Source organism: Escherichia sp. WS33 (assembly GCF_046486385.1).
GTDB lineage: Bacteria > Pseudomonadota > Gammaproteobacteria > Enterobacterales > Enterobacteriaceae > ECMA0423.
The window spans coordinates 83,832-110,524 of the sequence record NZ_JBJQLJ010000015.1 but is presented as its reverse complement, the minus strand read 5'-3'; the positions used below and the strand labels follow the sequence as shown (position 1 = coordinate 110,524).

The 26,693-nt window shown below is 51.2% G+C and carries 23 protein-coding genes and 7 tRNA genes; 23 read left to right on the top strand and 7 right to left on the bottom strand.

Annotated features, from left to right (window positions below):
- Nucleotides 1-46 precede the first annotated feature (46 nt).
- Both speF and potE read left to right on the top strand, forming a co-directional pair.
- A complete protein-coding gene (gene speF, locus ACJHXA_RS14055) occupies nucleotides 47-2,245 on the top strand; it encodes an ornithine decarboxylase SpeF (RefSeq protein WP_001297242.1) in 2,199 nt (732 codons plus the stop codon).
- Nucleotides 2,242-3,561: a putrescine-ornithine antiporter gene (gene potE, locus ACJHXA_RS14050; RefSeq protein ID WP_000075845.1), complete on the top strand. Its 1,320-nt coding sequence runs from the start codon at nucleotides 2,242-2,244 to the stop codon at nucleotides 3,559-3,561. Before speF ends, potE begins: the two co-directional genes overlap by 4 nt.
- Nucleotides 3,562-3,616: 55 nt before the next feature.
- Here potE and pgm read toward each other — a convergent pair whose 3' ends face one another.
- Both pgm and seqA read right to left on the bottom strand, forming a co-directional pair.
- Nucleotides 3,617-5,257, bottom strand: coding sequence for a phosphoglucomutase (alpha-D-glucose-1,6-bisphosphate-dependent) (gene pgm, locus ACJHXA_RS14045; protein WP_001295675.1), 1,641 nt, complete (start codon nucleotides 5,255-5,257; stop codon nucleotides 3,617-3,619).
- A 25-nt stretch (nucleotides 5,258-5,282) separates the two neighbouring features.
- Nucleotides 5,283-5,828, bottom strand: coding sequence for a replication initiation negative regulator SeqA (seqA, locus tag ACJHXA_RS14040; RefSeq protein WP_000848387.1), 546 nt, complete (start codon nucleotides 5,826-5,828; stop codon nucleotides 5,283-5,285).
- A 184-nt stretch (nucleotides 5,829-6,012) separates the two neighbouring features.
- On the opposite strand from seqA, the gene ybfF reads away from it, so the two are divergent.
- The 5 genes from ybfF (at nucleotide 6,013) to fur (ending at nucleotide 8,615) form a co-directional block, all read left to right on the top strand.
- Nucleotides 6,013-6,777, top strand: a complete 765-nt coding sequence (gene ybfF, locus ACJHXA_RS14035; RefSeq protein ID WP_000773301.1) for an esterase — start codon at nucleotides 6,013-6,015, stop codon at nucleotides 6,775-6,777.
- A 139-nt stretch (nucleotides 6,778-6,916) separates the two neighbouring features.
- Nucleotides 6,917-7,210, top strand: a complete 294-nt coding sequence (gene ybfE, locus ACJHXA_RS14030) for a LexA regulated protein (protein WP_001300829.1) — start codon at nucleotides 6,917-6,919, stop codon at nucleotides 7,208-7,210.
- Nucleotides 7,211-7,349: 139 nt separating this feature from the next.
- Nucleotides 7,350-7,880: a flavodoxin FldA gene (gene fldA / locus ACJHXA_RS14025; RefSeq protein ID WP_001018618.1), complete on the top strand. Its 531-nt coding sequence runs from the start codon at nucleotides 7,350-7,352 to the stop codon at nucleotides 7,878-7,880.
- 209 nt (nucleotides 7,881-8,089) lie between these two features.
- Entirely contained in the window at nucleotides 8,090-8,176 is an 87-nt protein-coding gene (gene uof, locus ACJHXA_RS14020; protein WP_001406816.1) for a fur leader peptide, read from the top strand.
- Nucleotides 8,169-8,615, top strand: coding sequence for a ferric iron uptake transcriptional regulator (gene fur / locus ACJHXA_RS14015; protein WP_000131702.1), 447 nt, complete (start codon nucleotides 8,169-8,171; stop codon nucleotides 8,613-8,615). The genes uof and fur overlap by 8 nt, the downstream gene beginning before the upstream one ends.
- A gap of 83 nt (nucleotides 8,616-8,698) precedes the next feature.
- Here the strand turns inward: fur and chiQ are convergent, their stop codons facing one another.
- The 3 genes from chiQ to glnS all read right to left on the bottom strand — a co-directional run bounded on the left by chiQ (nucleotide 8,699) and on the right by glnS (nucleotide 12,591).
- Nucleotides 8,699-9,025: a ChiQ/YbfN family lipoprotein gene (gene chiQ / locus ACJHXA_RS14010; protein WP_000733579.1), complete on the bottom strand. Its 327-nt coding sequence runs from the start codon at nucleotides 9,023-9,025 to the stop codon at nucleotides 8,699-8,701.
- Nucleotides 9,026-9,074: 49 nt separating this feature from the next.
- Nucleotides 9,075-10,481 (bottom strand): chitoporin ChiP, encoded by a 1,407-nt coding sequence (gene chiP, locus ACJHXA_RS14005; protein WP_283512313.1) that lies wholly within the window; start codon nucleotides 10,479-10,481, stop codon nucleotides 9,075-9,077.
- Between the two features lie 445 nt (nucleotides 10,482-10,926).
- Nucleotides 10,927-12,591: a glutamine--tRNA ligase gene (gene glnS / locus ACJHXA_RS14000; protein ID WP_001287154.1), complete on the bottom strand. Its 1,665-nt coding sequence runs from the start codon at nucleotides 12,589-12,591 to the stop codon at nucleotides 10,927-10,929.
- Nucleotides 12,592-12,701: 110 nt separating this feature from the next.
- Here glnS and ACJHXA_RS13995 point away from each other — a divergent pair, with 110 nt between their 5' ends.
- The gene (locus ACJHXA_RS13995; RefSeq protein ID WP_001297734.1) at nucleotides 12,702-12,824 is read left to right on the top strand and encodes a hypothetical protein; all 123 of its coding nucleotides are present in this window, start codon (nucleotides 12,702-12,704) and stop codon (nucleotides 12,822-12,824) included.
- On the opposite strand, the gene nagE is transcribed toward ACJHXA_RS13995, so the two are convergent.
- Nucleotides 12,794-14,740, bottom strand: coding sequence for a PTS N-acetyl glucosamine transporter subunit IIABC (gene nagE, locus ACJHXA_RS13990; protein ID WP_001023134.1), 1,947 nt, complete (start codon nucleotides 14,738-14,740; stop codon nucleotides 12,794-12,796). The two genes, ACJHXA_RS13995 and nagE, sit on opposite strands and share 31 nt — an antisense overlap.
- 332 nt (nucleotides 14,741-15,072) lie before the next feature.
- Between nagE and nagB the strand changes: the two genes are divergently transcribed.
- From nagB to ACJHXA_RS13930, 12 genes are all read left to right on the top strand, one after another.
- Nucleotides 15,073-15,873: a glucosamine-6-phosphate deaminase gene (gene nagB / locus ACJHXA_RS13985; protein WP_001237072.1), complete on the top strand. Its 801-nt coding sequence runs from the start codon at nucleotides 15,073-15,075 to the stop codon at nucleotides 15,871-15,873.
- Between the two features lie 59 nt (nucleotides 15,874-15,932).
- Nucleotides 15,933-17,081, top strand: coding sequence for an N-acetylglucosamine-6-phosphate deacetylase (gene nagA / locus ACJHXA_RS13980; RefSeq protein WP_000271153.1), 1,149 nt, complete (start codon nucleotides 15,933-15,935; stop codon nucleotides 17,079-17,081).
- Between the two features lie 8 nt (nucleotides 17,082-17,089).
- The gene (nagC, locus tag ACJHXA_RS13975; protein ID WP_000187594.1) at nucleotides 17,090-18,310 is read left to right on the top strand and encodes a DNA-binding transcriptional regulator NagC; all 1,221 of its coding nucleotides are present in this window, start codon (nucleotides 17,090-17,092) and stop codon (nucleotides 18,308-18,310) included.
- Between the two features lie 47 nt (nucleotides 18,311-18,357).
- Nucleotides 18,358-19,110, top strand: a complete 753-nt coding sequence (gene nagD / locus ACJHXA_RS13970) for a ribonucleotide monophosphatase NagD (protein ID WP_000153129.1) — start codon at nucleotides 18,358-18,360, stop codon at nucleotides 19,108-19,110.
- A gap of 256 nt (nucleotides 19,111-19,366) precedes the next feature.
- A complete protein-coding gene (gene asnB / locus ACJHXA_RS13965) occupies nucleotides 19,367-21,031 on the top strand; it encodes an asparagine synthase B (protein ID WP_000337088.1) in 1,665 nt (554 codons plus the stop codon).
- A 380-nt stretch (nucleotides 21,032-21,411) separates the two neighbouring features.
- Nucleotides 21,412-21,488, top strand: a tRNA-Met gene (locus tag ACJHXA_RS13960).
- A gap of 8 nt (nucleotides 21,489-21,496) precedes the next feature.
- Nucleotides 21,497-21,581, top strand: a tRNA-Leu gene (locus ACJHXA_RS13955).
- Between the two features lie 23 nt (nucleotides 21,582-21,604).
- A tRNA-Gln gene (locus ACJHXA_RS13950) sits at nucleotides 21,605-21,679 on the top strand.
- Between the two features lie 34 nt (nucleotides 21,680-21,713).
- A tRNA-Gln gene (locus ACJHXA_RS13945) sits at nucleotides 21,714-21,788 on the top strand.
- 15 nt (nucleotides 21,789-21,803) lie between these two features.
- Nucleotides 21,804-21,880: transfer RNA gene (locus ACJHXA_RS13940), tRNA-Met, on the top strand.
- A 48-nt stretch (nucleotides 21,881-21,928) separates the two neighbouring features.
- Nucleotides 21,929-22,003, top strand: a tRNA-Gln gene (locus tag ACJHXA_RS13935).
- Between the two features lie 37 nt (nucleotides 22,004-22,040).
- A tRNA-Gln gene (locus ACJHXA_RS13930) sits at nucleotides 22,041-22,115 on the top strand.
- Nucleotides 22,116-22,268: 153 nt separating this feature from the next.
- On the opposite strand, the gene ubiF is transcribed toward ACJHXA_RS13930, so the two are convergent.
- Nucleotides 22,269-23,444 (bottom strand): 3-demethoxyubiquinol 3-hydroxylase, encoded by a 1,176-nt coding sequence (gene ubiF / locus ACJHXA_RS13925; RefSeq protein ID WP_000184573.1) that lies wholly within the window; start codon nucleotides 23,442-23,444, stop codon nucleotides 22,269-22,271.
- Nucleotides 23,445-23,589: 145 nt separating this feature from the next.
- Here ubiF and miaB point away from each other — a divergent pair, with 145 nt between their 5' ends.
- The 3 genes from miaB to ybeY all read left to right on the top strand — a co-directional run bounded on the left by miaB (nucleotide 23,590) and on the right by ybeY (nucleotide 26,671).
- Entirely contained in the window at nucleotides 23,590-25,014 is a 1,425-nt protein-coding gene (gene miaB, locus ACJHXA_RS13920; protein ID WP_001532410.1) for a tRNA (N6-isopentenyl adenosine(37)-C2)-methylthiotransferase MiaB, read from the top strand.
- Between the two features lie 152 nt (nucleotides 25,015-25,166).
- Complete coding sequence (locus tag ACJHXA_RS13915) at nucleotides 25,167-26,207, top strand: PhoH family protein (RefSeq protein WP_001018040.1); 1,041 nt, start codon at nucleotides 25,167-25,169, stop codon at nucleotides 26,205-26,207.
- Nucleotides 26,204-26,671, top strand: coding sequence for an rRNA maturation RNase YbeY (gene ybeY, locus ACJHXA_RS13910; protein WP_000084469.1), 468 nt, complete (start codon nucleotides 26,204-26,206; stop codon nucleotides 26,669-26,671). The genes ACJHXA_RS13915 and ybeY overlap by 4 nt, the downstream gene beginning before the upstream one ends.
- Nucleotides 26,672-26,693: the final 22 nt, after the last annotated feature.

The window sequence follows — 26,693 nt, the reverse complement described above, 5'->3', positions numbered from 1 at the left end:
GAGAAATTGAGGACCTGCTATTACCTGAAATAAAGAGATGAACAAAATGTCAGAATTAAAAATTGCCGTTAGCCGTTCTTGCCCGGATTGTTTTTCCACTCATCGTGCATGCGTGAATATAGACGAAAGTAATTATATTGACGTTGCCGCCATTATTTTATCAGTCAGTGATGTTGAACGTGGAAAACTCGATGAAATAGACGCTACTGGCTATGACATTCCTGTTTTTATTGCAACGGAAAATGAAGAACGTGTACCCGCAGAATATCTGCCACGTATTTCTGGTGTCTTCGAACATTGCGAATCACGTAAAGAGTTTTATGGACGTCAGTTAGAAACCGCTGCCAGCCATTATGAAACGCAACTGCGCCCGCCCTTCTTCCGCGCACTGGTCGATTATGTTAATCAGGGCAATAGTGCTTTTGACTGCCCTGGTCATCAGGGGGGTGAGTTTTTCCGTCGCCATCCGGCAGGCAATCAGTTCGTGGAATACTTTGGCGAAATGCTCTTCCGCTCTGACTTGTGTAATGCTGACGTAGCAATGGGCGATCTGCTGATTCATGAAGGTGCGCCATGTATTGCACAACAGCATGCGGCTAAAGTCTTTAATGCCGATAAAACCTATTTCGTTTTAAACGGTACTTCATCTTCTAATAAAGTGGTCTTAAACGCATTGCTGACGCCGGGCGATCTGGTGTTGTTTGACCGCAATAACCATAAATCTAACCACCACGGTGCGTTGCTACAGGCTGGCGCGACACCGGTTTATCTGGAAACCGCACGTAACCCGTATGGCTTTATCGGTGGCATTGATGCGCACTGTTTTGAAGAAAGTTACCTGCGTGAGCTGATTACAGAAGTTGCACCGCAGCGGGCAAAAGAGGCTCGTCCTTTCCGCCTCGCCGTTATTCAGCTAGGCACTTACGACGGTACGATTTATAACGCCCGTCAGGTGGTGGATAAAATTGGTCATCTGTGTGACTACATCCTCTTTGACTCCGCATGGGTCGGCTATGAACAGTTTATTCCGATGATGGCTGACTGTTCGCCGCTGTTGCTGGATCTTAATGAGAACGATCCGGGTATTCTGGTTACGCAATCCGTACATAAACAGCAGGCTGGTTTTTCTCAAACTTCACAAATCCATAAAAAAGACAGCCACATCAAAGGGCAACAGCGTTATGTACCGCACAAACGCATGAACAACGCCTTTATGATGCACGCCTCCACCAGCCCGTTCTATCCGCTGTTTGCCGCACTGGATATCAACGCCAAAATGCATGAAGGTGTCAGCGGTCGTAATATGTGGATGGATTGTGTGGTAAATGGCATTAATGCCCGCAAACTGATCCTCGATAACTGTCAGCATATTCGTCCGTTCGTACCTGAACTGGTGGATGGTAAACCCTGGCAGTCGTATGAAACAGCGCAAATTGCGGTTGATCTGCGCTTCTTCCAGTTTGTACCAGGGGAACACTGGCATTCTTTTGAAGGCTATGCAGAGAATCAATACTTTGTCGATCCTTGCAAACTGTTGCTGACAACCCCAGGTATTGATGCACGTAACGGCGAATATGAAGCGTTCGGTGTACCCGCGACGATTCTTGCTAACTTCCTGCGCGAAAATGGCGTAGTGCCGGAAAAATGCGATCTTAACTCCATCCTCTTCCTGCTGACTCCGGCAGAAGATATGGCCAAGCTTCAGCAACTTGTTGCCCTGCTGGTACGCTTCGAAAAACTGCTTGAGTCCGACGCGCCATTAGCAGAAGTGCTGCCTTCCATCTACAAACAGCATGAAGAGCGCTACGCCGGTTATACCCTGCGTCAGTTGTGTCAAGAAATGCATGATTTGTATGCCCGTCACAACGTGAAACAACTGCAAAAAGAGATGTTCCGTAAGGAACACTTCCCACGCGTAAGCATGAATCCGCAAGAAGCCAACTACGCCTATTTACGCGGTGAAGTGGAGCTGGTTCGTCTGCCGGATGCAGAAGGCCGTATCGCTGCCGAAGGTGCGCTTCCTTATCCTCCGGGTGTGCTGTGCGTTGTTCCGGGTGAAATCTGGGGTGGTGCTGTTCTGCGTTACTTCAGCGCTCTGGAAGAAGGGATCAACCTGTTGCCAGGTTTTGCACCGGAGCTTCAGGGTGTCTATATCGAAGAACATGATGGTCGTAAGCAAGTTTGGTGCTATGTCATCAAGCCTCGTGATGCGCAAAGCACCCTGTTGAAAGGGGAAAAATTATGAGTCAGGCTAAATCGAACAAAATGGGCGTCGTTCAGTTAACCATACTGACGATGGTCAACATGATGGGCTCCGGTATCATCATGCTGCCGACAAAGCTTGCCGAAGTTGGGACAATTTCAATTATCTCCTGGCTGGTGACAGCCGTAGGCTCAATGGCACTGGCATGGGCATTCGCAAAATGCGGTATGTTCAGCCGTAAATCAGGCGGTATGGGCGGTTATGCGGAGTATGCTTTCGGTAAATCCGGTAACTTTATGGCGAACTATACCTACGGCGTCTCGCTGCTGATTGCTAACGTCGCGATTGCTATTTCGGCGGTTGGTTACGGCACCGAACTGCTCGGCGCGAGTTTGTCGCCAGTGCAGATTGGTCTTGCGACCATCGGGGTGCTGTGGATTTGTACCGTGGCTAACTTTGGTGGTGCGCGCATTACCGGGCAAATCAGTAGCATTACCGTGTGGGGGGTCATTATTCCGGTGGTAGGCCTGTGCATTATCGGCTGGTTCTGGTTTAGCCCGACGCTTTACGTTGATTCCTGGAATCCGCATCATGCACCGTTCTTCAGTGCAGTAGGTTCTTCCATCGCTATGACGCTGTGGGCTTTTCTCGGTCTGGAGTCTGCGTGTGCGAATACTGATGTAGTGGAAAACCCGGAACGTAATGTGCCAATCGCGGTACTCGGCGGTACGTTAGGTGCGGCGGTGATTTATATCGTCTCCACCAACGTGATTGCAGGGATTGTGCCTAATATGGAGCTGGCAAATTCAACGGCACCATTTGGCCTGGCCTTCGCACAGATGTTCACACCAGAAGTGGGTAAAGTCATTATGGCGCTGATGGTGATGTCCTGCTGCGGTTCGCTGCTTGGCTGGCAGTTCACCATTGCCCAGGTGTTTAAATCTTCATCTGATGAAGGCTACTTCCCTAAAATTTTCTCCCGTGTAACCAAAGTGGATGCACCGGTGCAGGGAATGTTGACCATTGTGATTATCCAGAGCGGGTTGGCGCTGATGACGATTAGCCCGTCGCTAAACAGTCAGTTCAACGTGCTGGTTAACCTGGCCGTGGTGACCAATATCATTCCGTATATTCTGTCAATGGCGGCATTAGTCATTATTCAGAAGGTCGCTAATGTGCCCCCCTCAAAAGCGAAAGTTGCAAACTTTGTTGCTTTTGTTGGCGCGATGTATAGCTTTTATGCGCTGTACTCATCCGGGGAAGAAGCCATGCTGTACGGTTCCATCGTGACCTTCCTTGGTTGGACACTGTATGGTCTGGTATCACCACGCTTTGAACTGAAAAATAAACACGGTTAAAAAAGCAAAGTAAAAAAGGGCGATCTTGCGACCGCCCTTTTTTTATTAAATGTGTTTACGCGTTTTTCAGAACTTCGCTAACAATCTCAACCGCTTCTTTCTCAATCTGCTTGCGATGTTCTTCACCGAGGAAGCTTTCGCAGTAGATCTTATATGCGTCTTCCGTGCCTGACGGACGCGCGGCGAACCAGCCGTTGTCAGTCATCACTTTCAGACCGCCAATAGAAGCACCGTTGCCCGGAGCAGCAGTCAGGCGCGCGGTGATCGGGTCACCTGCCAGGGTGCTGGCGCTCACCATTTCCGGAGACAGCTTAGACAGCGCCGCTTTTTGTGCGGAAGTCGCAGCTGCCTGCAAACGGTTGTAGCTCGGCGCACCAAAGCGTTTTGCCAGTTCGTTGTAGTGTTCCTGCGGGTTCTTACCGGTGACAGCGGTGATTTCCGCCGCCAGCAGACACATAATGATGCCGTCTTTGTCGGTGGACCACGGCGTGCCGTCGAAACGCAGGAAGGAAGCCCCTGCGCTCTCTTCGCCGCCAAAGCCGAAGCTGCCGTCGAACAGACCATCAACAAACCATTTGAAACCTACCGGTACTTCTACCAGCTTACGGCCCAAGTCATTGACCACACGGTCGATCATCGCAGAAGAAACCAGCGTTTTACCGACAGCAACATCTTTGCCCCACTGCGGACGATGCTGGAACAGGTAGTTGATCGCCACCGCCAGGTAGTGGTTCGGATTCATCAAACCTGCCGGAGTGACGATACCGTGACGGTCATAATCCGGGTCGTTAGCAAACGCCAGATCGAACTTATCACGCAGTGCCAGCAGACCCGCCATCGCACACTCGGAGGAGCAGTCCATACGGATCGCACCGTCTTTATCGAGGTGCATAAAGCGGAAGGTTTGATCGACCTGATCGTTAACGATGGTCAGGTTGAGGTTGTAATACTCGCCAATGCGCTTCCAGTATTCGATACCGGAACCGCCCAACGGATCAACGCCCAGCGTCAGGCCCGCTTTCTGAATCGCCGCCATATCAACGATATCGGCCAGCCCTTCCACGAACGGCTGCACCAGATCCTGCTCTTTCACATGACCGGATGCCATCGCTTCGTCGAGGGAGATACGCTTCACGCCTTTCAGGCCATCGGCCATCAGTGCGTTGGCCCTGTCTTCCACCACTTTGGTGACGTTAGTATCAGCCGGGCCACCATTTGGCGGATTGTACTTGATACCACCATCTTCCGGCGGGTTATGGGACGGTGTAATCACGATACCGTCTGCCAGCGGGCCACCTTTTTTATTGTGAACCAGGATGGCATTGGAAACGGCAGGCGTCGGAGTGAAGCCATTGTTTTCCTGCACAATGACATCAACGCCGTTCGCTGCCAGCACTTCCAGTACGGAAATGAACGCAGGCTCGGACAGGGCGTGAGTATCTTTACCCACATAGCAAGGGCCAGTGATGCCGTTTTTCGCACGTTCTTCAGCAATTGCCTGAGCGATCGCCAGAATGTGCGGCTCGTTAAAGCTGTGGCGCGCTGCACTGCCACGGTGACCGGAAGTACCGAATTTCACCGCGTGCTCCGCATTCCCTGCTTCTGGTTTCAGTACATAATATTGCGCCGTCAGTTGGGCGACGTTAATCAAATCACTCTGTTGTGCAGGTTGGCCTGCACGATTGTGGATTGCCATTGCTTTGTCCTTTGTCTGCAACGTTTTAGATAGTTCCGCAAACCTTCTCAATCAATTCCGCCGGGAATTGCATCGACTGCATGATGTGTTCGATCATGCTGCATTTACGGCCGGTGTTGGTGTTGGTGATCACCCAATACGGCGTGCCTGGCACATGTTTCGGCTTGGTCTGATTACCATTTTTCAGCAGCGTTTGTTCATCTGCCGCAAAGTAAACGCGTGTACGACCGTGCAACGATTCCGTTGCTTCGGCAAACGCCTGGGCGTCAAGAGAATATAGTGTAGACAACAGCAGCATAAAGCGATTGACCGCTCGCTTTTGCTCTGCGTATTCGTCCGAAAGCAGAAGTTCACGCATTGCGCGAACCTTGTCTTTAATCGTTTTGACCGGCTTCGCTTCGACGATAGCAGGTGACGCAACGCGAACCTCTTTCGTCACCGGAGCAGCAGGCTGTGATGCGGCGGAAAATTTCAACATACGCCGTAAAATGTCGGATGCGCTCTCGCCGATATGCTTAGTGTGGCTGGCAATATAGCTGTAGAGTTCATCATCAACTTCAATCGTTTTCATCTTAATCCAGTGCAATGTCTTAGCTGAATACAAGTCGCCAGGAGTATATGAATAAATCCCGGCAGCGGATAGCGTCAAGCCTGGCTTGCAGAAAAACTCGGAATAAACCTTATTTGTTGCAGCCCTGTGGCACAATGGTCAACATAATACCCTAACCCGACAACGCGAAAAAAAGAACTTTGCCATGAAATTGAATATCCGCGCGCAAACTGCACAAAACCAGCACAATAATTCTCCCATCGTTCTTGTCCATGGTCTGTTTGGTAGCCTCGACAACCTTGGCGTACTGGCTCGCGATCTGGTAAACGATCACAATATCATCCAGGTTGATATGCGTAACCACGGTCTTTCACCGAGAGAGCCGGTAATGAATTACCCGGCGATGGCGCAGGATCTTGTTGATACCCTGGATGCACTGCAGATCGACAAAGCAACATTTATCGGTCACTCCATGGGCGGTAAAGCGGTAATGGCACTTACTGCACTGGCCCCCGATCGCATCGATAAACTGGTGGCGATCGATATCGCACCGGTCGACTATCACGTACGCCGTCATGATGAGATTTTCGCAGCTATCAACGCGGTCAGTGAATCGGACGCACAAACTCGCCAGCAAGCAGCAGCAATAATGCGCCAGCATCTTAATGAAGAAGGGGTGATTCAGTTTCTGTTGAAATCTTTTGTTGACGGGGAGTGGCGCTTTAACGTGCCGGTATTGTGGGATCAGTATCCGCATATTGTGGGTTGGGAGAAAATCCCGGCATGGGATCACCCTGCCCTGTTTATCCCTGGCGGCAATTCTCCGTATGTTAGCGAGCAGTACCGTGATGATTTACTGGCACAATTTCCACAGGCACGGGCGCATGTGATTGCAGGCGCGGGTCACTGGGTCCATGCTGAAAAACCGGATGCGGTATTACGCGCTATCCGTCGCTATCTCAATGATTAACGCAACTGATTAAAAACCCAGCGTCCGCGTCGCTTTCCGCGCGTGGGCGTTGGCGTGACTCATCGCGCTGATGTATTATGGCGCGCTATCCATCCGGGCAGAGGCCTGGCTGATTGTTTCCCCCGAAGTCACCAAGATCATGGCCAAAGAACAAACGGACCGTACGACATTAGATCTGTTCGCGCACGAGCGTCGACCGGGACGACCGAAAACTAATCCGCTTTCGCGCGATGAACAGCTGCGTATTAATAAACGCAACCAGCTAAAACGCGACAAAGTACGTGGCCTTAAGCGTGTCGAACTGAAGCTGAACGCGGAAGCTGTCGAGGCGCTGAACGAGCTGGCGGAATCGCGCAATATGAGCCGTAGCGAACTGATCGAAGAGATGTTAATGCAGCAACTGGCGGCGCTGCGTAGTCAGGGCATCGTTTAAATTTCCAGTTTCATGTAGCACAGTGTGCAGTCCTGCTCGTTTGCTGATTCCGCAAGACTGCCTGTTCTGCTATGATTGCCTTTATCCGTGGGCAATTTTCCACCCCCATTTCAATAAGTTTCAAGAGGTTATTTCACTCATGGCTATCACTGGCATCTTTTTCGGCAGCGACACCGGTAATACCGAAAATATCGCAAAAATGATTCAAAAACAGCTTGGTAAAGACGTTGCCGATGTCCATGACATTGCAAAAAGCAGCAAAGAAGATCTGGAAGCTTATGACATTCTGCTGCTGGGCATCCCAACCTGGTATTATGGCGAAGCGCAGTGTGACTGGGATGACTTCTTCCCGACTCTCGAAGAGATTGATTTCAATGGCAAACTGGTTGCGCTGTTTGGTTGTGGTGACCAGGAAGATTACGCCGAATATTTCTGCGATGCATTGGGCACCATCCGCGACATCATTGAACCGCGCGGTGCAACCATCGTTGGTCACTGGCCAACTGCGGGCTATCATTTCGAAGCATCAAAAGGTCTGGCAGATGACGACCACTTTGTCGGTCTGGCTATCGACGAAGACCGTCAGCCGGAACTGACCGCTGAACGTGTAGAAAAATGGGTTAAACAGATTTCTGAAGAGTTGCATCTCGACGAAATTCTTAATGCCTGATGTGATGCGGCGTAGACTCATGTCTACGCCGTATTAATAGATAATGCCAATCAAAATAATTGCTACAAATTTGTAACTTTTGCTGTTGTACCTGTACAATGTCCCGGTGTTCAAGTGGCCTTGCCGTTGTAAATGTAAGCTGTGCCACGTTTTTATTAACAATATTTGCCAGGGACTTGTGGTTTTCATTTAGGCGTGGCAATTCTATAATGATACGCATTATCTCAAGAGCAAATTCTGTCACTTCTTCTAATGAAGTGAACCGCTTAGTAACAGGACAGATTCCGCATGACTGATAACAATACCGCCCTAAAGAAAGCTGGCCTGAAAGTAACGCTTCCACGTTTAAAAATCCTGGAAGTTCTTCAGGAGCCGGACAACCATCACGTCAGTGCGGAAGATTTATACAAACGTCTGATCGATATGGGTGAAGAAATTGGTCTGGCTACGGTATATCGCGTACTGAACCAGTTTGACGACGCTGGTATCGTCACCCGCCACAATTTTGAAGGCGGTAAATCCGTATTTGAACTGACACAGCAACATCACCACGATCACCTGATTTGCCTCGACTGCGGCAAGGTTATCGAATTTAGTGATGATTCCATCGAAGCGCGTCAGCGTGAAATTGCCGCAAAACATGGCATTCGCCTGACTAACCACAGTCTCTATCTTTACGGTCACTGTGCCGAAGGCGATTGCCGCGAAGATGAGCACGCGCACGAAGGCAAATAAGCCAGCCTGAACGAGAAAAGCCAACCTGCGGGTTGGCTTTTTTATACAAGGGAAATAAGAAAAGCGAGAGTTACAGCTCTCACTTATTTGTTATTACTGCGTATTTCCTGCCAGACCTTATCACAATCGGCTTTCACCGCCTGATCATTTCCGGTTTGCGTTGCACGCAGACACTGCTGATAATCCAGTACGCGTACACTTTCCTGGTCGGCAAACTGCTGATGTTGTTTCTCTTTCTTCAGCACGTTTAACACGCTCTGGCAGGCTTCAATTTTTTCTGGCGAACCTTGTGCGGTGTTGATACAGGCGCTGTATGCCTCTTTCAGACGACTGTCTTCCTGTGGCGCGGTTGATTGCGCACAAGCTACCAGCCCCGATGCCATTATGGCGATGAGAATCAGTTTTTTCATAGCAAATTCCTCAAACGTGCGGCAGGCACAAAACCTGCCGCGTCGGGCATCAGAAGATGGTGAATGGTGCGATTACCATAAATTTCACGTCACGCTCATCCTGGAAGATGTTACCGTAACCGCCGCCCCAGCTTGGGATGTCAGAGTGGTTGTCGTATTCGGTGAAGTGCAGTTTGAACATCGTGCCTTTGGCGCGACCGTCCTGAATGGTGTAGACCGCATCCAGGCTGTAGGCAGACTCTTCAATAGTCCGGTTTTTGTCGTAGTACGCATCCGGATTGCTCTGCCAGGTCGCAGGTTTAGCATCCCATGCGTAAACGTAGGAAGCGCCGATGGCGAAGCCTGGAAGATTCCAGTTTTTCAGGTCATACATCGCACCGGAGAAGACCGCTTTTTCGCCGTTGGCGTTGAAGTCGGAACGGTTATCCCACCAGATATCCAGGCGGCCGTTGGAGGAAGCGTAGGTTGGAGTCATACGTTGCAGGAAGTATCCCTGCTGACCGTCAGCCTTAACCCAGGTGCCTTCGAGGCGCAAATCCACTACGTCAGCCGCCCGGTAACCAAAGGTCAACGCTTGCAGCCAGGCGGTGCCGTCATAAAGGTCGTTGACGCTGCGATCGTCAACTTTATCGCGCGTACCATAGAACTGGTAGCTGGTGGTTAACGGGCTACCGGCGATATCAAATTTGTAGCTGGCTTTGGCAAAATATTGATCGATATACCCTTCCGCCTGACCAAATGCCGCTTCCAGTACGAAGTTATTTTTGAAGTCGTATTTCGCCCCAAGGGAGTGCAGATAATCAACTTTGGTGGTTTTATCGTTCTGATAAAACTCATCCATTTCCAGATGCCACGGCGCTTTGTATTCGTTGGTCCACATGTAGGAGAAACTCAACGCACCAGCATCGCCGTAATCAAAATTCGCCCCGGCTTCCGCCCCCTGATAAGTACCTGGCATAAAGCTCCAGTGCGGCGCTAACAGCGTTTGACCAGTTGGCTGAATGTAACCTGCCCTCGCCCAAACCGGACCGTATTTAAATTTGGCCGCAGCTTTATACAGGCTTATACCGCTTTTGTCGCCGGACCAGTCTTCGTCATAGGCTTTATTACTTTTTGAAAACGCGATTTCGTTCGGGTGGGAGCTGTCGCCGTTTTCCGCCATTTCAATCGCCGTAAACGCAGCAATATCAAGGCCGAACATATCAGCAGCATAACCGGACTGAAAATCGAGGTTGGCATTCCAGGTGGAGTGAGAAAGGTTGGTTTTGTATTTGTCGCCGTCGGTAACATCTTTACGGTCGCGTTCACGCTGCCAGTAATATATACCGCCGGTTAAGGTTGAATCGTCGATGAATCCTTCGGCGCGAGCCTCCGGCATTGCCATAAAGCCCGACATTGCTGTAACACCGGCGATAGCCAGCGCCAGCGTACTACGTTTGCCACTAAACGTACGCATGGGTTAATCCTCTTTGACGTATAAATTGCTGCACCAAAGGTGAACAGCGAAAAAATAAAAATTAAAAAAGTAGCGTTGAGAAAAGTCTCGCTGACTACAGGAACAGACTATTTTTCGCGACGCGAATTATCAATCTCTTTCTGTAACCAGAATGTAAGAACATGAGCAACCGCACATATTTTGATGATTTTTGTTACAAGGCTTAAGTTTGCGGTTGAAAGGCTTGCAGAAGAATAAAAGCGTGAATTTCCAGCAAGATGAAAGCGGTTACATTTTATTTAATTATGGTTTGTGATTTTAAATTTATTTTATGGATAAATTGCGAAGCGGAATTAATTCGCGAAGAAAAGCAGAAAAAACGCCGCAGAGTGCGGCGTTTGGGATTGTTTGCTATTTCTTGCCGGATGCGACGTAAATGCCTCACCCGGCCTGGTAGAACTTAAAATTACTCGCCTACTTTCGCCCAGGTATCACGCAGCCCAACGGTGCGGTTAAATACCGGTTTTTCCGCTGTGGAATGGCGGCTGTCGAGGCAGAAGTAACCTTCACGCTCAAACTGGAATGCTTTACCCGCAACCGCATCTTTCAGCGACGGTTCAGCAAAGCCCTGTTTGATCACCAGCGATTCCGGGTTAATCACCGACAGGAAATCATCCGCAGCACCAGGGTTCGGCACGCTGAACAGACGGTCGTACAGACGGATTTCAACCGGCAGCGCATGTGCCGCGCTCACCCAGTGAATAACACCTTTGACTTTACGACCATCTGCCGGATCTTTGCTTAAGGTGTCGGCGTCATAAGTACAGAAGATGGTGGTGATATTGCCTTCGGCATCTTTCTCCACGCGTTCAGCCTTAATGACGTAAGCATTACGCAGACGCACTTCTTTACCCAGCACCAGACGTTTGTACTGCTTGTTAGCTTCTTCGCGGAAATCGGCGCGATCGATCCAAATCTCACCGCTAAACGGCACCTGACGACTCCCCATTTCCGGTTTGTTCGGATGGTTCGGCATGGTGACCATTTCGCCTTCGCCCTGATAGTTTTCGATAACCAGTTTCACCGGATCGATAACCGCCATTGCGCGCGGCGCATTTTCGTTGAGATCTTCACGGATGCAGGATTCCAGCGATGCCATCTCAATGGTGTTGTCCTGCTTGGTCACGCCGATGCGTTTGCAGAACTCACGAATAGAAGCAGCAGTGTAACCACGACGACGCAGACCGGAAATGGTCGGCATACGCGGGTCATCCCAGCCTTCAACGTGCTTGTCGGTCACCAGCAGGTTCAGCTTACGCTTGGACATCACAGTGTATTCCAGATTCAGGCGCGAGAATTCGTACTGGCGCGGGTGAACAGGAATGGTGATGTTGTCCAGCACCCAGTCGTACAGGCGACGGTTGTCCTGGAACTCAAGCGTACACAGAGAGTGCGTAATACCTTCCAGGGCATCGCTGATGCAGTGGGTGAAGTCGTACATCGGGTAGATGCACCACTTGTTGCCAGTCTGGTGGTGTTCAGCAAATTTAATACGGTACAGCACCGGATCGCGCATCACGATAAACGGTGAAGCCATGTCGATTTTCGCACGCAGGCAGGCTTTACCTTCTTCAAAACCACCGGCACGCATTTTTTCGAACAGCGCCAGGTTCTCTTCAACGCTGCGGTCGCGGTACGGGCTGTTTTTACCCGGTTGCGTCAGGGTGCCGCGGTATTCGCGGATCTGTTCCGGCGTCAGTTCATCAACGTACGCCAGGCCTTTATTGATCAGTTCGATCGCATAGGCGTGGAGCTGATCAAAATAATCGGAGGAGTAACGGACGTTACCAGACCAGTGAAAACCTAACCACTCTACGTCGTTTTTGATCGACTCAACATACTCGATATCTTCTTTTACCGGGTTAGTGTCGTCGAAACGCAGGTTGCACTGGCCTTTATAGTCCTGGGCGATCCCGAAGTTCAGACAGATAGATTTCGCATGGCCAATATGCAGATAGCCATTCGGCTCCGGCGGGAAACGGGTGTGTACTGTGGTGTGCTTACCACTGGCCAGATCTTCATCGATGATCTGACGGATAAAGTTAGTCGGGCGGGCTTCTGCCTCACTCATCGTGGATTCCTCAAAGCGTAAACAACGTATAACGGCGTATGATCTTATAAGCGGGACAGGCTGACAACTGTTAGTTTTTTAAAATTGATAATCTAACAAGGATTATGGGGATGATTGATGAAAAAAAAAGCGGCAGAGAAGATCTCCACCGCTTGTCATTGTTGGATGCGACGCTCAAGCGTCGCATCAGGCATAAAGCAGATTACTTTTTGATTTCATACAGCGGTGTTTGACCCGCCACAACATGGCCCTGAGCTTTAATGATCAAGCCACTGAAATCGTCGATATTGCTGCAAACCACCGGGCTAATCATCGAGCGGGCGTTAGCGTTCAGGTAATCCAGATCCATTTCCAGAATCGGTTGCCCTGCGCTTACCTGCGCACCCTCTTCCACCAGACGTTTAAAGCCTTTACCTTCCAGCGCTACGGTGTCGATACCCATATGGACGACGATCTCCGCGCCTTTTTCGGTTTCCAGGCAGAACGCGTGGTTGGTGTTGAAGATTTTCACGATTGTCCCTGCGGCTGGTGATACGACGATTTTATCTGTCGGTTTCACCGCCACACCGTCACCCACCGCTTTGCTGGCGAATGCTTCGTCAGGAACCTGATCCAGTGCCACGACATCACCGGTAATCGGCGATACCAGCTCCGCGATAGATACCGCGTTTGGTACAGCCTGCGGTTTTGCTACAGGCGCGGCAGTTGCCGGAGTTGCTTCAGCTGACGCAGCGGCTACCGGACCACGGGCAACGACTTTCTTCATCGCATCGCCGATGGATTCTGCTTTCGCGCCAACAATCACCTGAATAGTCTGTTTGTTCAGTTTCACTACACCAGAAGCACCCAGACGTTTACACATCGTATCGTTGACGCGGGCAGAGTCAGCCACGGTCAGGCGCAGACGGGTGATACAGGCGTCAATTGCTTTCAGGTTGTCAGTGCCGCCAACCGCAGCAATATAGTTGGTCGCCAGTTGATTGAGGCCTTCTTCAGTGTTGCTGTTGGCTTCTTCAGTAACGATCTCGTCTTCTTTATCTTCACGACCCGGCGTTTTCAGGTTGAACATGCGGATAACCAAACTGAACACCACGAAGTAGATAGCGAAGAAGACAACACCCATAACCAGCAGCATCCAGACGTTCTGGCTGGCGGCCGGCAGGTTATACATCAACGCGTAGTCGATAGCCCCCGCAGAGAAAGAGAAGCCAGCATGGATACCCAGCAGTGTTGCCACAAACAGGCTGATACCGGTCAGCAGTGCGTGCAGGAGGTACAGCAGCGGTGCAAGGAACATGAACAGGAATTCCAGCGGCTCAGTCACACCGGTCAGGAACGCAGTAACAGCAACAGAAAGCAGCATCCCGCCAACCATCGGACGACGCTCTTTCGGTGCTGCGAAGTACATCGCCAGCGCCGCACCCGGCAGACCGAACATCATAATCGGGAAGAAGCCGGACATGAACATCCCCGCGGTGCCGTCACCGGCATAGAAGCGGTTGATATCACCGTGGAAAACCGTACCCGCCGCGTTGGTGAATTCACCAATCTGGAACCAGGCGATGGTGTTCAGCACCTGATGCAGACCGGTTGGGATCAGCAGACGGTTGATGAAACCAAAGATACCGGAACCCAGCGCGCCCGCAGAAACGATCCACTCGCCTCCTGCATGGATAGCGTGCTGTACCGGCGGCCAGACGTAACCAAGAATGGCCGCCAGCACCAGGCAGAAGAAGCCGGTGGCAATCGGCACAAAGCGTTTGCCGCCGAAGAAACTCAGGAAGTCCGGCAGTTTAATATCGGACCAACGGTTATAGGCTGCGCCACCAACCAGACCGGTAATGATACCCGCCAGTACACCCATGTTAATTTCTGGGTTGATGGTCACCATCGCTTTGGTTAACACAAAGTAACCTACCGCACCCGCCAGCGCCGCCGCACCTGCGCTGTCTTTCGACCAGCTGGATGCCACACCGATGGCGAAGATTAATGCGAGGTTATCAAAAATCGCACCGCCCGCCTGGGCAATAAACGCAACGTTAAGTAAATCTGGCTGACCGAATCGCAGCAACAGTGCCGCCACCGGCAGCACCGCGATAGGGAGCTGTAACGCCCTACCGAGTCGCTGGAAAAAACCTAAAATATTCATCTTATTCCCCCTACGAGAACCCTATTTGGCTCGTTTAAAGCCGTATTTTTATTTTGCTGCAAATTGTACTGCCGATGTTCTGTAATCAGATTGTTAGATCATCTGCTACAGAGTGTGTGAAAATTTAATTCGTATCGCAAATTAAACGCGTGTCTTTTGTGAGTTTTGTCACCAAATATCGTTATCATCACTCCCTTTTACTGGCTAAACCAGAAAACTTATTTTATCATTCAAAAAATCAGGTCGGATTGACGCCTGTCTGCGCAAATCCAGGTTACGCTTAAAGATGCCTAATCCGCCAACGGCTTACATTTTACTTATTGAGGTGAATAATGAGACTGATCCCCCTGACTACCGCTGAACAGGTCGGCAAATGGGCTGCTCGCCATATCGTCAATCGTATCAATGCGTTCAAACCGACTGCCGATCGTCCGTTTGTTCTGGGCCTGCCGACTGGCGGCACGCCGATGACCACCTATAAAGCGTTAGTCGAAATGCATAAAGCAGGCCAGGTCAGCTTTAAGCACGTTGTCACCTTCAACATGGACGAATATGTCGGTCTGCCGAAAGAGCATCCGGAAAGCTACTACAGCTTTATGCACCGTAATTTCTTCGATCACGTTGATATTCCAGCAGAAAACATCAACCTTCTCAACGGCAACGCCCCGGATATCGACGCCGAATGCCGCCAGTATGAAGAAAAAATCCGTTCTTACGGAAAAATTCATCTGTTTATGGGCGGTGTAGGTAACGACGGTCATATTGCATTTAACGAACCGGCGTCTTCTCTGGCTTCTCGTACTCGTATCAAAACCTTGACTCATGACACTCGCGTCGCGAACTCTCGTTTCTTTGATAACGATGTCAATCAGGTGCCAAAATATGCCCTGACTGTCGGTGTTGGTACATTGCTGGATGCCGAAGAAGTGATGATTCTGGTGCTGGGTAGCCAGAAAGCACTGGCACTGCAGGCTGCAGTTGAAGGTTGCGTGAACCACATGTGGACCATCAGCTGTCTGCAACTGCATCCAAAAGCGATCATGGTGTGCGATGAACCTTCCACCATGGAGCTGAAAGTTAAGACTTTAAGATATTTCAATGAATTAGAAGCAGAAAATATCAAAGGTCTGTAATTGTTATCCCTGCCCTGGCTCCTTGCTCAGGGCAATATTTTTAAAAATCGGGGGTCAGAATGTATGCATTAACCCAGGGCCGGATCTTTACCGGCCACGAATTTCTTGATGACCACGCGGTTGTTATCGCTGATGGCCTGATTAAAAGCGTCTGTCCGGTAGCGGAACTGCCGCCAGAGATCGAACAACGTTCACTGAACGGGGCCATTCTCTCCCCCGGTTTTATCGATGTGCAGTTAAACGGCTGCGGCGGCGTACAGTTTAACGACACCGCTGAAGCGGTCAGCGTGGAAACGCTGGAAATCATGCAGAAAGCCAATGAGAAATCAGGCTGTACTAACTATCTGCCGACGCTTATCACCACCAGCGATGAGCTGATGAAACAGGGCGTGCGCGTTATGCGCGAGTACCTGGCAAAACATCCGAATCAGGCGTTAGGTCTGCATCTGGAAGGTCCGTGGCTGAATCTGGTAAAAAAAGGCACCCATAATCCGAATTTTGTGCGTAAGCCTGATGCCGCGCTGGTCGATTTCCTGTGTGAAAACGCCGACGTCATTACCAAAGTGACCCTGGCACCGGAAATGGTTCCTGCGGAAGTCATCAGCAAACTGGCAAATGCCGGGATTGTGGTTTCTGCCGGTCACTCCAACGCGACGTTGAAAGAAGCGAAAGCCGGTTTCCGCGCGGGGATTACCTTTGCCACCCATCTGTACAACGCGATGCCGTATATTACCGGTCGTGAACCGGGCCTGGCGGGCGCGATCCTCGACGAAGCTGACATTTATTGCGGTATTATCGCTGATGGCCTGCATGTTGATTACGCCAACATTCGTAACGCTAAACGCCTTAAAGGCGACAAACTGTGTCTGGTTACCGACGCCACCGCGCCAGCAGGTGCCAACATTGAACAGTTCATTTTTGCGGGTAAAACAATATACTACCGTAACGGACTTTGTGTGGATGAGAACGGTACGTTAAGCGGTTCATCCTTAACCATGATTGAAGGCGTGCGTAATCTGGTCGAACATTGCGGTATCGCACTGGATGAAGTGCTGCGTATGGCGACGCTCTATCCGGCGCGTGCGATTGGCGTTGAGAAACGTCTCGGCACACTCGCCGCAGGTAAAGTAGCCAACCTGACCGCATTCACACCTGATTTTAAAATCACCAAGACCATCGTTAACGGTAACGAGGTCGTAACTCAATAAGAGAAAGTATGACACCAGGCGGACAAGCTCAGATAGGTAATGTTGATCTCGTAAAACAGCTTAACAGCGCGGCGGTTTATCGCCTGATTGACCAGTACGGGCCAATCTCGCGGATTCAGATTGCCGAGCAAAGCCAGCTTGCCCCCGCCAGCGTAACCAAAATTACGCGTCAGCTTATCGAACGCGGGCTGATCAAAGAAGTTGATCAGCAGGCCTCCACCGGGGGCCGCCGCGCTATCTCCATCGTCACCGAAACCCGCAATTTCCACGCAATCGGCGTACGGCTTGGTCGTCACGACGCCACCATCACCCTGTTTGATCTCAGCAGCAAAGTGCTGGCAGAAGAACATTACCCGCTGCCGGAACGTACCCAGCAAACGCTGGAACATGCCCTGTTGAATGCCATTGCTCAGTTTATTGATAGCTACCAGCGCAAACTGCGCGAGCTGATCGCGATTTCGGTGATCCTGCCAGGGCTTGTTGACCCGGACAGCGGCAAAATTCATTACATGCCGCATATTCAGGTAGAAAACTGGGGGCTGGTAGAAGCACTGGAAGAACGTTTTAAAGTGACCTGTTTCGTTGGTCACGATATCCGTAGTCTGGCGCTGGCGGAGCACTACTTCGGTGCAAGTCAGGATTGCGAAGACTCCATTCTGGTGCGTGTCCATCGCGGAACCGGGGCCGGGATTATCTCTAACGGGCGCATTTTTATTGGCCGCAACGGCAACGTCGGTGAAATTGGCCATATTCAGGTCGAACCGCTGGGTGAACGCTGCCACTGCGGCAACTTTGGCTGCCTGGAAACTATCGCTGCCAACGCCGCTATTGAACAACGGGTGTTGAATCTGTTAAAGCAGGGCTACCAGAGCCGCGTGCCGCTGGACGACTGCACCATCAAAACTATCTGCAAAGCCGCGAACAAAGGCGATAGCCTGGCCTCGGAAGTGATTGAGTATGTCGGTCGTCATCTGGGCAAAACCATCGCCATTGCTATCAACTTATTTAATCCGCAAAAAATTGTTATTGCCGGTGAAATCACCGAAGCCGATAAAGTGCTGCTCCCTGCTATTGAAAGCTGCATTAATACCCAGGCGCTGAAGGCGTTTCGCACTAATCTGCCGGTGGTACGTTCTGAGCTGGATCACCGCTCGGCAATCGGCGCTTTTGCGCTGGTAAAACGCGCCATGCTCAACGGTATTTTGCTCCAGCATTTGCTGGAAAATTAATGTGCTTTTATAGTGGCGCTTATTGTTGTCAATATTCTGGGTAGTCCATGACCATTAAAAATGTAATTTGCGATATCGACGGCGTGCTGATGCACGATAACGTCGCCGTACCGGGTGCAGCGGAATTTTTGCACGGGATTATGGATAAAGGCCTGCCGCTGGTGTTGCTGACCAACTATCCTTCGCAGACCGGGCAAGATCTGGCGAACCGCTTTGCCACTGCCGGTGTCGATGTGCCGGATAGCGTGTTTTATACCTCTGCGATGGCGACTGCCGATTTCCTGCGTCGCCAGGAAGGCAAGAAAGCGTATGTGGTGGGCGAAGGCGCACTGATTCATGAACTGTACAAAGCCGGTTTCACTATTACCGATGTGAACCCTGATTTTGTGATTGTTGGCGAAACGCGTTCCTACAACTGGGACATGATGCATAAAGCGGCCTATTTCGTCGCTAACGGTGCACGCTTTATCGCCACCAACCCGGACACCCACGGGCGCGGTTTTTATCCCGCTTGTGGCGCGTTGTGTGCAGGGATTGAGAAAATCTCCGGGCGCAAACCGTTCTATGTTGGTAAGCCCAGCCCGTGGATCATCCGCGCGGCATTAAACAAAATGCAGGCGCATTCGGAAGAAACGGTGATTGTCGGCGATAACTTGCGTACCGATATTCTGGCGGGCTTCCAGGCGGGTCTGGAGACGATTCTGGTGCTTTCTGGTGTTTCGTCGCTCGACGATATCGACAGTATGCCGTTCCGCCCAAGTTGGATTTACCCATCGGTCGCTGAAATCGACGTTATCTGAATAGCAACCACGTCTGCGGACGTGGTTTCTTATTTTTACCCATCATTAAAATCATCCCATTCAATAAAACCCGTCAAAAATTATCGATCCATCAATAAATACGCCACCACACCCTATCCTTTTTCACAAATCAGCAATCACCATTACGTTTTTTATTTTTTCACCGCCAAATCGCTTGCGCACAGTGCTGCTTTGCGGCATTTTTTTAAACAAGCAAACACAACAAGCAACAAATACCAAGTTAACGGAGAAGGTTATGTGTTCAATTTTTGGCGTATTCGATATCAAAACAGACGCAGTTGAGCTGCGTAAGAAAGCACTCGAGCTGTCACGCCTGATGCGTCATCGTGGCCCGGACTGGTCCGGTATTTATGCCAGCGATAACGCCATTCTCGCTCACGAACGTCTGTCAATTGTTGACGTTAACGCGGGGGCGCAACCTCTCTACAACCAACAAAAAACCCACGTACTGGCGGTAAACGGTGAAATCTACAACCACCAGGCATTGCGCGCTGAATATGGCGATCGTTATCAGTTCCAGACAGGGTCTGACTGTGAAGTGATCCTCGCGCTGTATCAGGAAAAAGGGCCGGAATTTCTCGACGACTTGCAGGGCATGTTTGCCTTTGCCCTGTACGACAGCGAAAAAGATGCCTACCTGATTGGTCGCGACCATCTGGGGATCATCCCACTGTATATGGGCTATGACGAACACGGTCAGCTGTATGTGGCCTCAGAAATGAAATCGCTGGTGCCAGTTTGCCGCACGATTAAAGAGTTCCCGGCGGGGAGCTATTTGTGGAGCCAGGACGGCGAAATCCGTTCTTATTATCATCGCGACTGGTTCGACTTTGATGCAGTGAAAGATAACGTGACCGACAAAAACGAGCTGCGTCAGGCTCTGGAAGATTCCGTTAAAAGCCATCTGATGTCTGATGTGCCTTACGGTGTGCTGCTTTCTGGTGGTCTGGATTCCTCAATTATTTCCGCTATCACCAAGAAATACGCAGCCCGTCGCGTGGAAGATCAGGAACGCTCTGAAGCCTGGTGGCCGCAGTTACACTCCTTTGCTGTAGGTCTGCCGGGTTCACCGGATCTTAAAGCAGCCCAGGAAGTGGCAAACCATCTGGGCACGGTGCATCACGAAATTCACTTCACTGTACAGGAAGGTCTGGATGCCATCCGCGACGTGATTTACCACATCGAAACTTATGATGTGACCACTATTCGCGCTTCAACACCGATGTATTTAATGTCGCGTAAGATCAAGGCGATGGGCATTAAAATGGTGCTGTCCGGTGAAGGTTCTGATGAAGTGTTTGGCGGTTATCTTTACTTCCATAAAGCGCCCAACGCTAAAGAACTGCATGAAGAGACGGTGCGTAAACTGCTGGCCCTGCATATGTATGACTGCGCGCGCGCCAACAAAGCGATGTCCGCCTGGGGCGTGGAAGCGCGCGTTCCGTTCCTCGACAAAAAATTCCTTGATGTGGCGATGCGTATTAACCCACAGGATAAAATGTGCGGTAACGGCAAAATGGAAAAACACATCCTGCGTGAATGTTTTGAGTCATACCTGCCTGCAAGCGTGGCCTGGCGGCAGAAAGAGCAGTTCTCCGATGGCGTCGGTTACAGTTGGATCGACACCCTGAAAGAAGTGGCGGCGCAGCAGGTTTCTGATCAACAGCTGGAAACTGCCCGCTTCCGCTTCCCGTACAACACGCCGACGTCCAAAGAAGCGTATCTGTACCGGGAGATCTTTGAAGAACTGTTCCCACTTCCGAGCGCCGCTGAGTGCGTACCGGGCGGTCCTTCCGTCGCGTGTTCTTCCGCTAAAGCGATTGAGTGGGATGAGGCGTTCAAGAAAATGGACGATCCGTCTGGTCGTGCGGTTGGCGTTCACCAGTCGGCGTATAAGTAAGAAATGCGAAACAGCCCCGGTGAAATCCGGGGCTGTTTCAGTTATTGAGGTGCTTGTTAATTCTGATATGCAGTAAGGAAATGTTCCGGGTTTGCCACATCACTGTTTGACAACTCATCACTGTAGGCCAGTATTTCATAGATTAATTTCCCACCACTATTGTTGAATTCCGAATTTCATCCTGTACGACAAAAGAATGGCTGTAGGGTGGGGAAAAAACACAAAGTAAACAATAATTGACGAATATAGCGCCACGCTGTTCGCAACCTAACCAAACAGTCACTTTCGAGCAATTTTCCTTGAAAAAGAGGTTGACGCTGCAAGGCTCTATACGCATAATGCGCCCCGCAACGCCGATAAGGTATCGCGAAAAAAAAGATGGCTACGTAGCTCAGTTGGTTAGAGCACATCACTCATAATGATGGGGTCACAGGTTCGAATCCCGTCGTAGCCACCATCTTTTTTGCGGGAGTGGCGAAATTGGTAGACGCACCAGATTTAGGTTCTGGCGCCGCAAGGTGTGCGAGTTCAAGTCTCGCCTCCCGCACCATTCACCAGAAAGCGTTGTACGGATGGGGTATCGCCAAGCGGTAAGGCACCGGTTTTTGATACCGGCATTCCCTGGTTCGAATCCAGGTACCCCAGCCATCTTCTTCGAGTAAGCGGTTCACCGCCCGGTTATTGGGGTATCGCCAAGCGGTAAGGCACCGGTTTTTGATACCGGCATTCCCTGGTTCGAATCCAGGTACCCCAGCCATCGAAGAAACAATCTGGCTACGTAGCTCAGTTGGTTAGAGCACATCACTCATAATGATGGGGTCACAGGTTCGAATCCCGTCGTAGCCACCAAATTCTGAATGTGTCGAATACGTTCGGCAAATTCAAAAACCAATTTGTTGGGGTATCGCCAAGCGGTAAGGCACCGGATTCTGATTCCGGCATTCCGAGGTTCGAATCCTCGTACCCCAGCCAATTTATTCAAGACGCTTACATCGTAAGTGCGCCCAGTTGGGGTATCGCCAAGCGGTAAGGCACCGGATTCTGATTCCGGCATTCCGAGGTTCGAATCCTCGTACCCCAGCCACATTAAAAAAGCTCGCTTCGGCGAGCTTTTTGCTTTTCTGCGTTCATTCAATGTCGAATGCGATGTTGACACGTCTTATCCTTCAATGTCGGATGCGACGCTGCCGCGTCTTATCCGACCTACGGTTGGCACGCATCCGGCAATGTTGTAAGGCTACAACCCTAACGCATATTTCAGCGCCTGACGTTTCAACACGCCAGCACGCTCTGCCGCCATTAACCCGAGATTACGCACAAAACGCAGCGGCGGCAGATTATTACTGAATCCGGCATAAAACAGATCCATACCACTTTGCATAATGAAGTTATCCGCCATGCGCCGCATCTGGTAACGCTTGAGGACAGGATAACTGGCCCACGCTTCACCGTAGCTGCGGGCATTCACCAGAACATCAATCAGGGCATCGACATCACGATAACCAAGATTCACCCCCTGCCCCGCCAGCGGATGGATGGTATGCGCGGCATCGCCCACCAGCGCAAGCCCCGGCTGCACATACTGCAACGCATGTCGGCGCGTCAGCGGAAACGCACCAGCGGCAAGCGGTGTAACGTAACCCAGACGCGACGGGAAATGCTTCGCGATTTCCGCCTGGAGTTGCGCCATATTCATATTCTGCAACTGGCGAATACGTACCGGAGAGTCATACCACACCAGCGATGCCCAGTTATCAAACAACGGCAGAAACGCACGCGGTCCGTCCGGGGTAAATTGCTGCCAGGTGCTGTCGCCGGGATCGTTCTCACACTGTACGCTAATCAACATACACGACTGCGCATACTGCCAGGCATGAACGCCAATTCCCGCCATCTGCCGCACCTGCGAATTTGCGCCGTCAGCACCAATCACCAGCTTCGCGCGAATCACTTCACCGCCCTTCAGTTCCAGCTCCTGAAGATCATTATCTCGATGTAATGCAATCAGCGAGCCTGGCACACGTAACGTTACTTTCGGATGAGCTTCCAGCGCCTGCCACAATGCCTGTTGCAGGACGGTGTTTTCCACCATATAGCCAAGCAGCGGCAGCTTAAGTTCAGCGGCGTCAAACATCACATGCGCCGTTTCCCACTCCCACGTTTCCAGTCTGCGGTAAGGATGGCAACGCATAGCCTGTACTGCATCCCAGACCCCTAACCCTTTAAGCAATGATACCGATGCGGCGCTGATCGCCGAGATCCGCACGTCCGGTTGGCTATCAGCGACAAACGGTGCAGGTTCTGCGTGCTCGATCACCGTTACCGAAAATCCGTGCTGTGCCAGCCCCAGCGCCAGTGCGCCGCCGACCATTCCTCCGCCGACAATGGCAATTTCCGTTGGTTGATTTGTCATGGTCAATCATCCTGTTAGCAATATGCTTTAAGTTTACAGGATTTTTACCCCCAAGGGCTGATAACGCTCATACTGGTCACAACGGCAGCAAAGCATTACACTATGCGCCCTGCATTCCTGGCTACTATTTCGCAAGAGCAAGTCGATGACCAAAAAACTCCATATTAAAACCTGGGGCTGTCAGATGAACGAGTACGATTCATCGAAGATGGCCGATCTGCTGGATGCCACCCACGGCTATCAACTGACCGACGTGGCGGAAGAAGCGGATGTGCTGCTGCTGAACACCTGCTCAATCCGCGAGAAGGCTCAGGAAAAAGTCTTCCATCAGTTGGGTCGCTGGAAACTGTTAAAAGAGAAGAATCCAGACCTGATTATCGGCGTCGGTGGCTGCGTGGCATCGCAAGAAGGCGAGCACATTCGCCAGCGCGCCCACTATGTCGATATTATTTTTGGGCCGCAAACGCTGCACCGTCTGCCGGAGATGATCAACTCCGTGCGCGGCGACCGCAGCCCGGTTGTAGATATCAGCTTCCCGGAAATCGAGAAGTTTGACCGTCTACCGGAACCGCGCGCCGAAGGGCCGACCGCGTTTGTCTCCATCATGGAAGGCTGCAATAAATATTGTACCTACTGCGTGGTGCCTTACACCCGTGGTGAAGAGGTAAGCCGTCCGTCTGACGATATTCTGTTTGAGATTGCCCAGCTTGCTGCTCAGGGCGTGCGTGAAGTCAACCTGCTCGGTCAGAACGTGAACGCCTGGCGTGGTGAAAACTACGACGGCACCACCGGATCGTTTGCCGATCTGCTGCGTCTGGTTGCTGCGATCGACGGGATCGATCGTATTCGCTTTACCACCAGCCATCCGATCGAATTCACCGACGATATCATCGAAGTGTACCACGACACGCCTGAGCTGGTGAGCTTCCTGCATCTGCCGGTACAAAGCGGTTCCGATCGCATTCTGAACCTGATGGGCCGTACTCACACGGCGCTGGAGTACAAAGCGATCATCCGTAAACTGCGTGCGGCGCGTCCGGATATTCAGATCAGTTCTGACTTCATTGTTGGCTTCCCTGGCGAAACCACCGAAGACTTCGAGAAAACGATGAAGCTGATTGCCGACGTCAATTTCGACATGAGCTACAGCTTTATCTTCTCTGCACGTCCGGGGACGCCCGCCGCCGATATGGTGGATGATGTTCCGGAAGAAGAGAAGAAGCAGCGTCTGTATATTCTGCAAGAGCGCATTAATCAGCAAGCGATGGCGTGGAGCCGCCGGATGCTCGGCACCACCCAGCGTATTCTGGTAGAAGGGACTTCGCGTAAGAGCATCATGGAGCTTTCCGGGCGTACCGAAAATAACCGCGTGGTCAACTTCGAGGGCACACCGGATATGATCGGTAAATTCGTCGATGTAGAAATTACCGACGTCTACCCGAACTCTCTGCGCGGTAAAGTGGTGCGTACTGAAGATGAAATGGGTCTGCGCGTGGCAGAAACACCGGAATCGGTGATTGCCCGTACCCGCAAAGAAAACGACCTTGGCGTGGGTTATTATCAGCCGTAATTCTCAGGCCCGCCGTTCCGGTGGGCCTTGTTTTTTCTCTCTTTATCCCCATCTTTATCGCAATGCTTGCGCCTTTTTCCTGTGGCGTGAATAATTTCCTTATAGGCCGGTGAATGTTCAGCTTCCGGCGACATACAGATAAGAGGAACGGTTTGAACATAGACACTCGCGAAATCACCCTGGAGCCAGCAGACAACGCGCGTCTGTTGAGCCTGTGCGGCCCGTTTGATGACAACATCAAGCAGCTCGAACGCCGTCTCGGCATCGAGATCAATCGCCGCGACAACCACTTTAAACTGACCGGCCGTCCGATTTGCGTCACCGCTGCGGCAGACATTCTGCGTAGCCTGTATGTCGATACAGCCCCGATGCGCGGTCAGATTCAGGATATCGAACCGGAACAGATCCACCTTGCGATTAAAGAAGCGCGAGTACTGGAGCAAAGTGCGGAGAGCGTGCCGGAGTACGGCAAAGCGGTCAATATCAAAACCAAACGCGGCGTAATTAAGCCGCGCACGCCAAACCAGGCGCAGTACATCGCCAATATTCTCGACCATGACATTACCTTCGGCGTTGGCCCGGCGGGTACGGGTAAAACCTACCTGGCAGTGGCTGCGGCAGTTGATGCCCTGGAGCGTCAGGAGATTCGCCGTATTCTGCTGACTCGTCCGGCGGTCGAAGCCGGTGAGAAACTGGGCTTCCTGCCTGGCGATTTAAGCCAGAAAGTAGACCCGTATCTGCGCCCGCTGTACGACGCGCTGTTTGAAATGCTGGGCTTTGAGAAAGTTGAGAAACTGATTGAGCGCAACGTTATTGAAGTCGCGCCGCTGGCCTATATGCGTGGTCGTACGCTGAACGACGCGTTTATCATTCTCGATGAGAGCCAGAACACCACCATCGAACAGATGAAGATGTTCCTGACCCGTATCGGTTTTAACTCAAAAGCGGTTATCACCGGCGACGTCACACAGATCGACCTGCCGCGTAATACTAAATCAGGCTTACGTCACGCCATCGAAGTGCTGGCCGATGTCGAAGAGATCAGCTTTAACTTCTTCCACAGCGAAGACGTGGTTCGTCACCCTGTGGTGGCGCGTATCGTTAACGCCTATGAAGCCTGGGAAGAAGCCGAACAAAAACGAAAAGCGGCGCTGGCGGCAGAACGCAAGCGCGAAGAACAGGAACAAAAATGAGTCAGGTGATCCTCGATTTACAACTGGCATGTGAAGATAATTCCGGGTTACCGGAAGAGAGCCAGTTTCAAACATGGCTGAATGCGGTGATCCCGCAGTTTCAGGAAGAATCGGAAGTGACTATTCGCGTGGTCGATACCGCCGAAAGCCACAGTCTGAATCTGACCTATCGCGGTAAGGATAAGCCGACCAACGTGCTCTCCTTCCCGTTTGAAGTGCCGCCTGGCATGGAGATGTCGCTACTGGGCGATCTGGTTATCTGCCGTCAGGTGGTTGAGAAGGAAGCTCAGGAGCAAGGCAAACCACTGGAGGCGCACTGGGCGCATATGGTGGTGCACGGCAGTCTGCATTTGTTAGGTTACGATCACATCGAAGATGACGAAGCAGAAGAAATGGAAGCCCTCGAAACAGAGATTATGCTTGCTCTGGGCTATGAGGATCCGTACATTGCCGAGAAAGAATAATTTGCCAGGCATTTGACTGGCA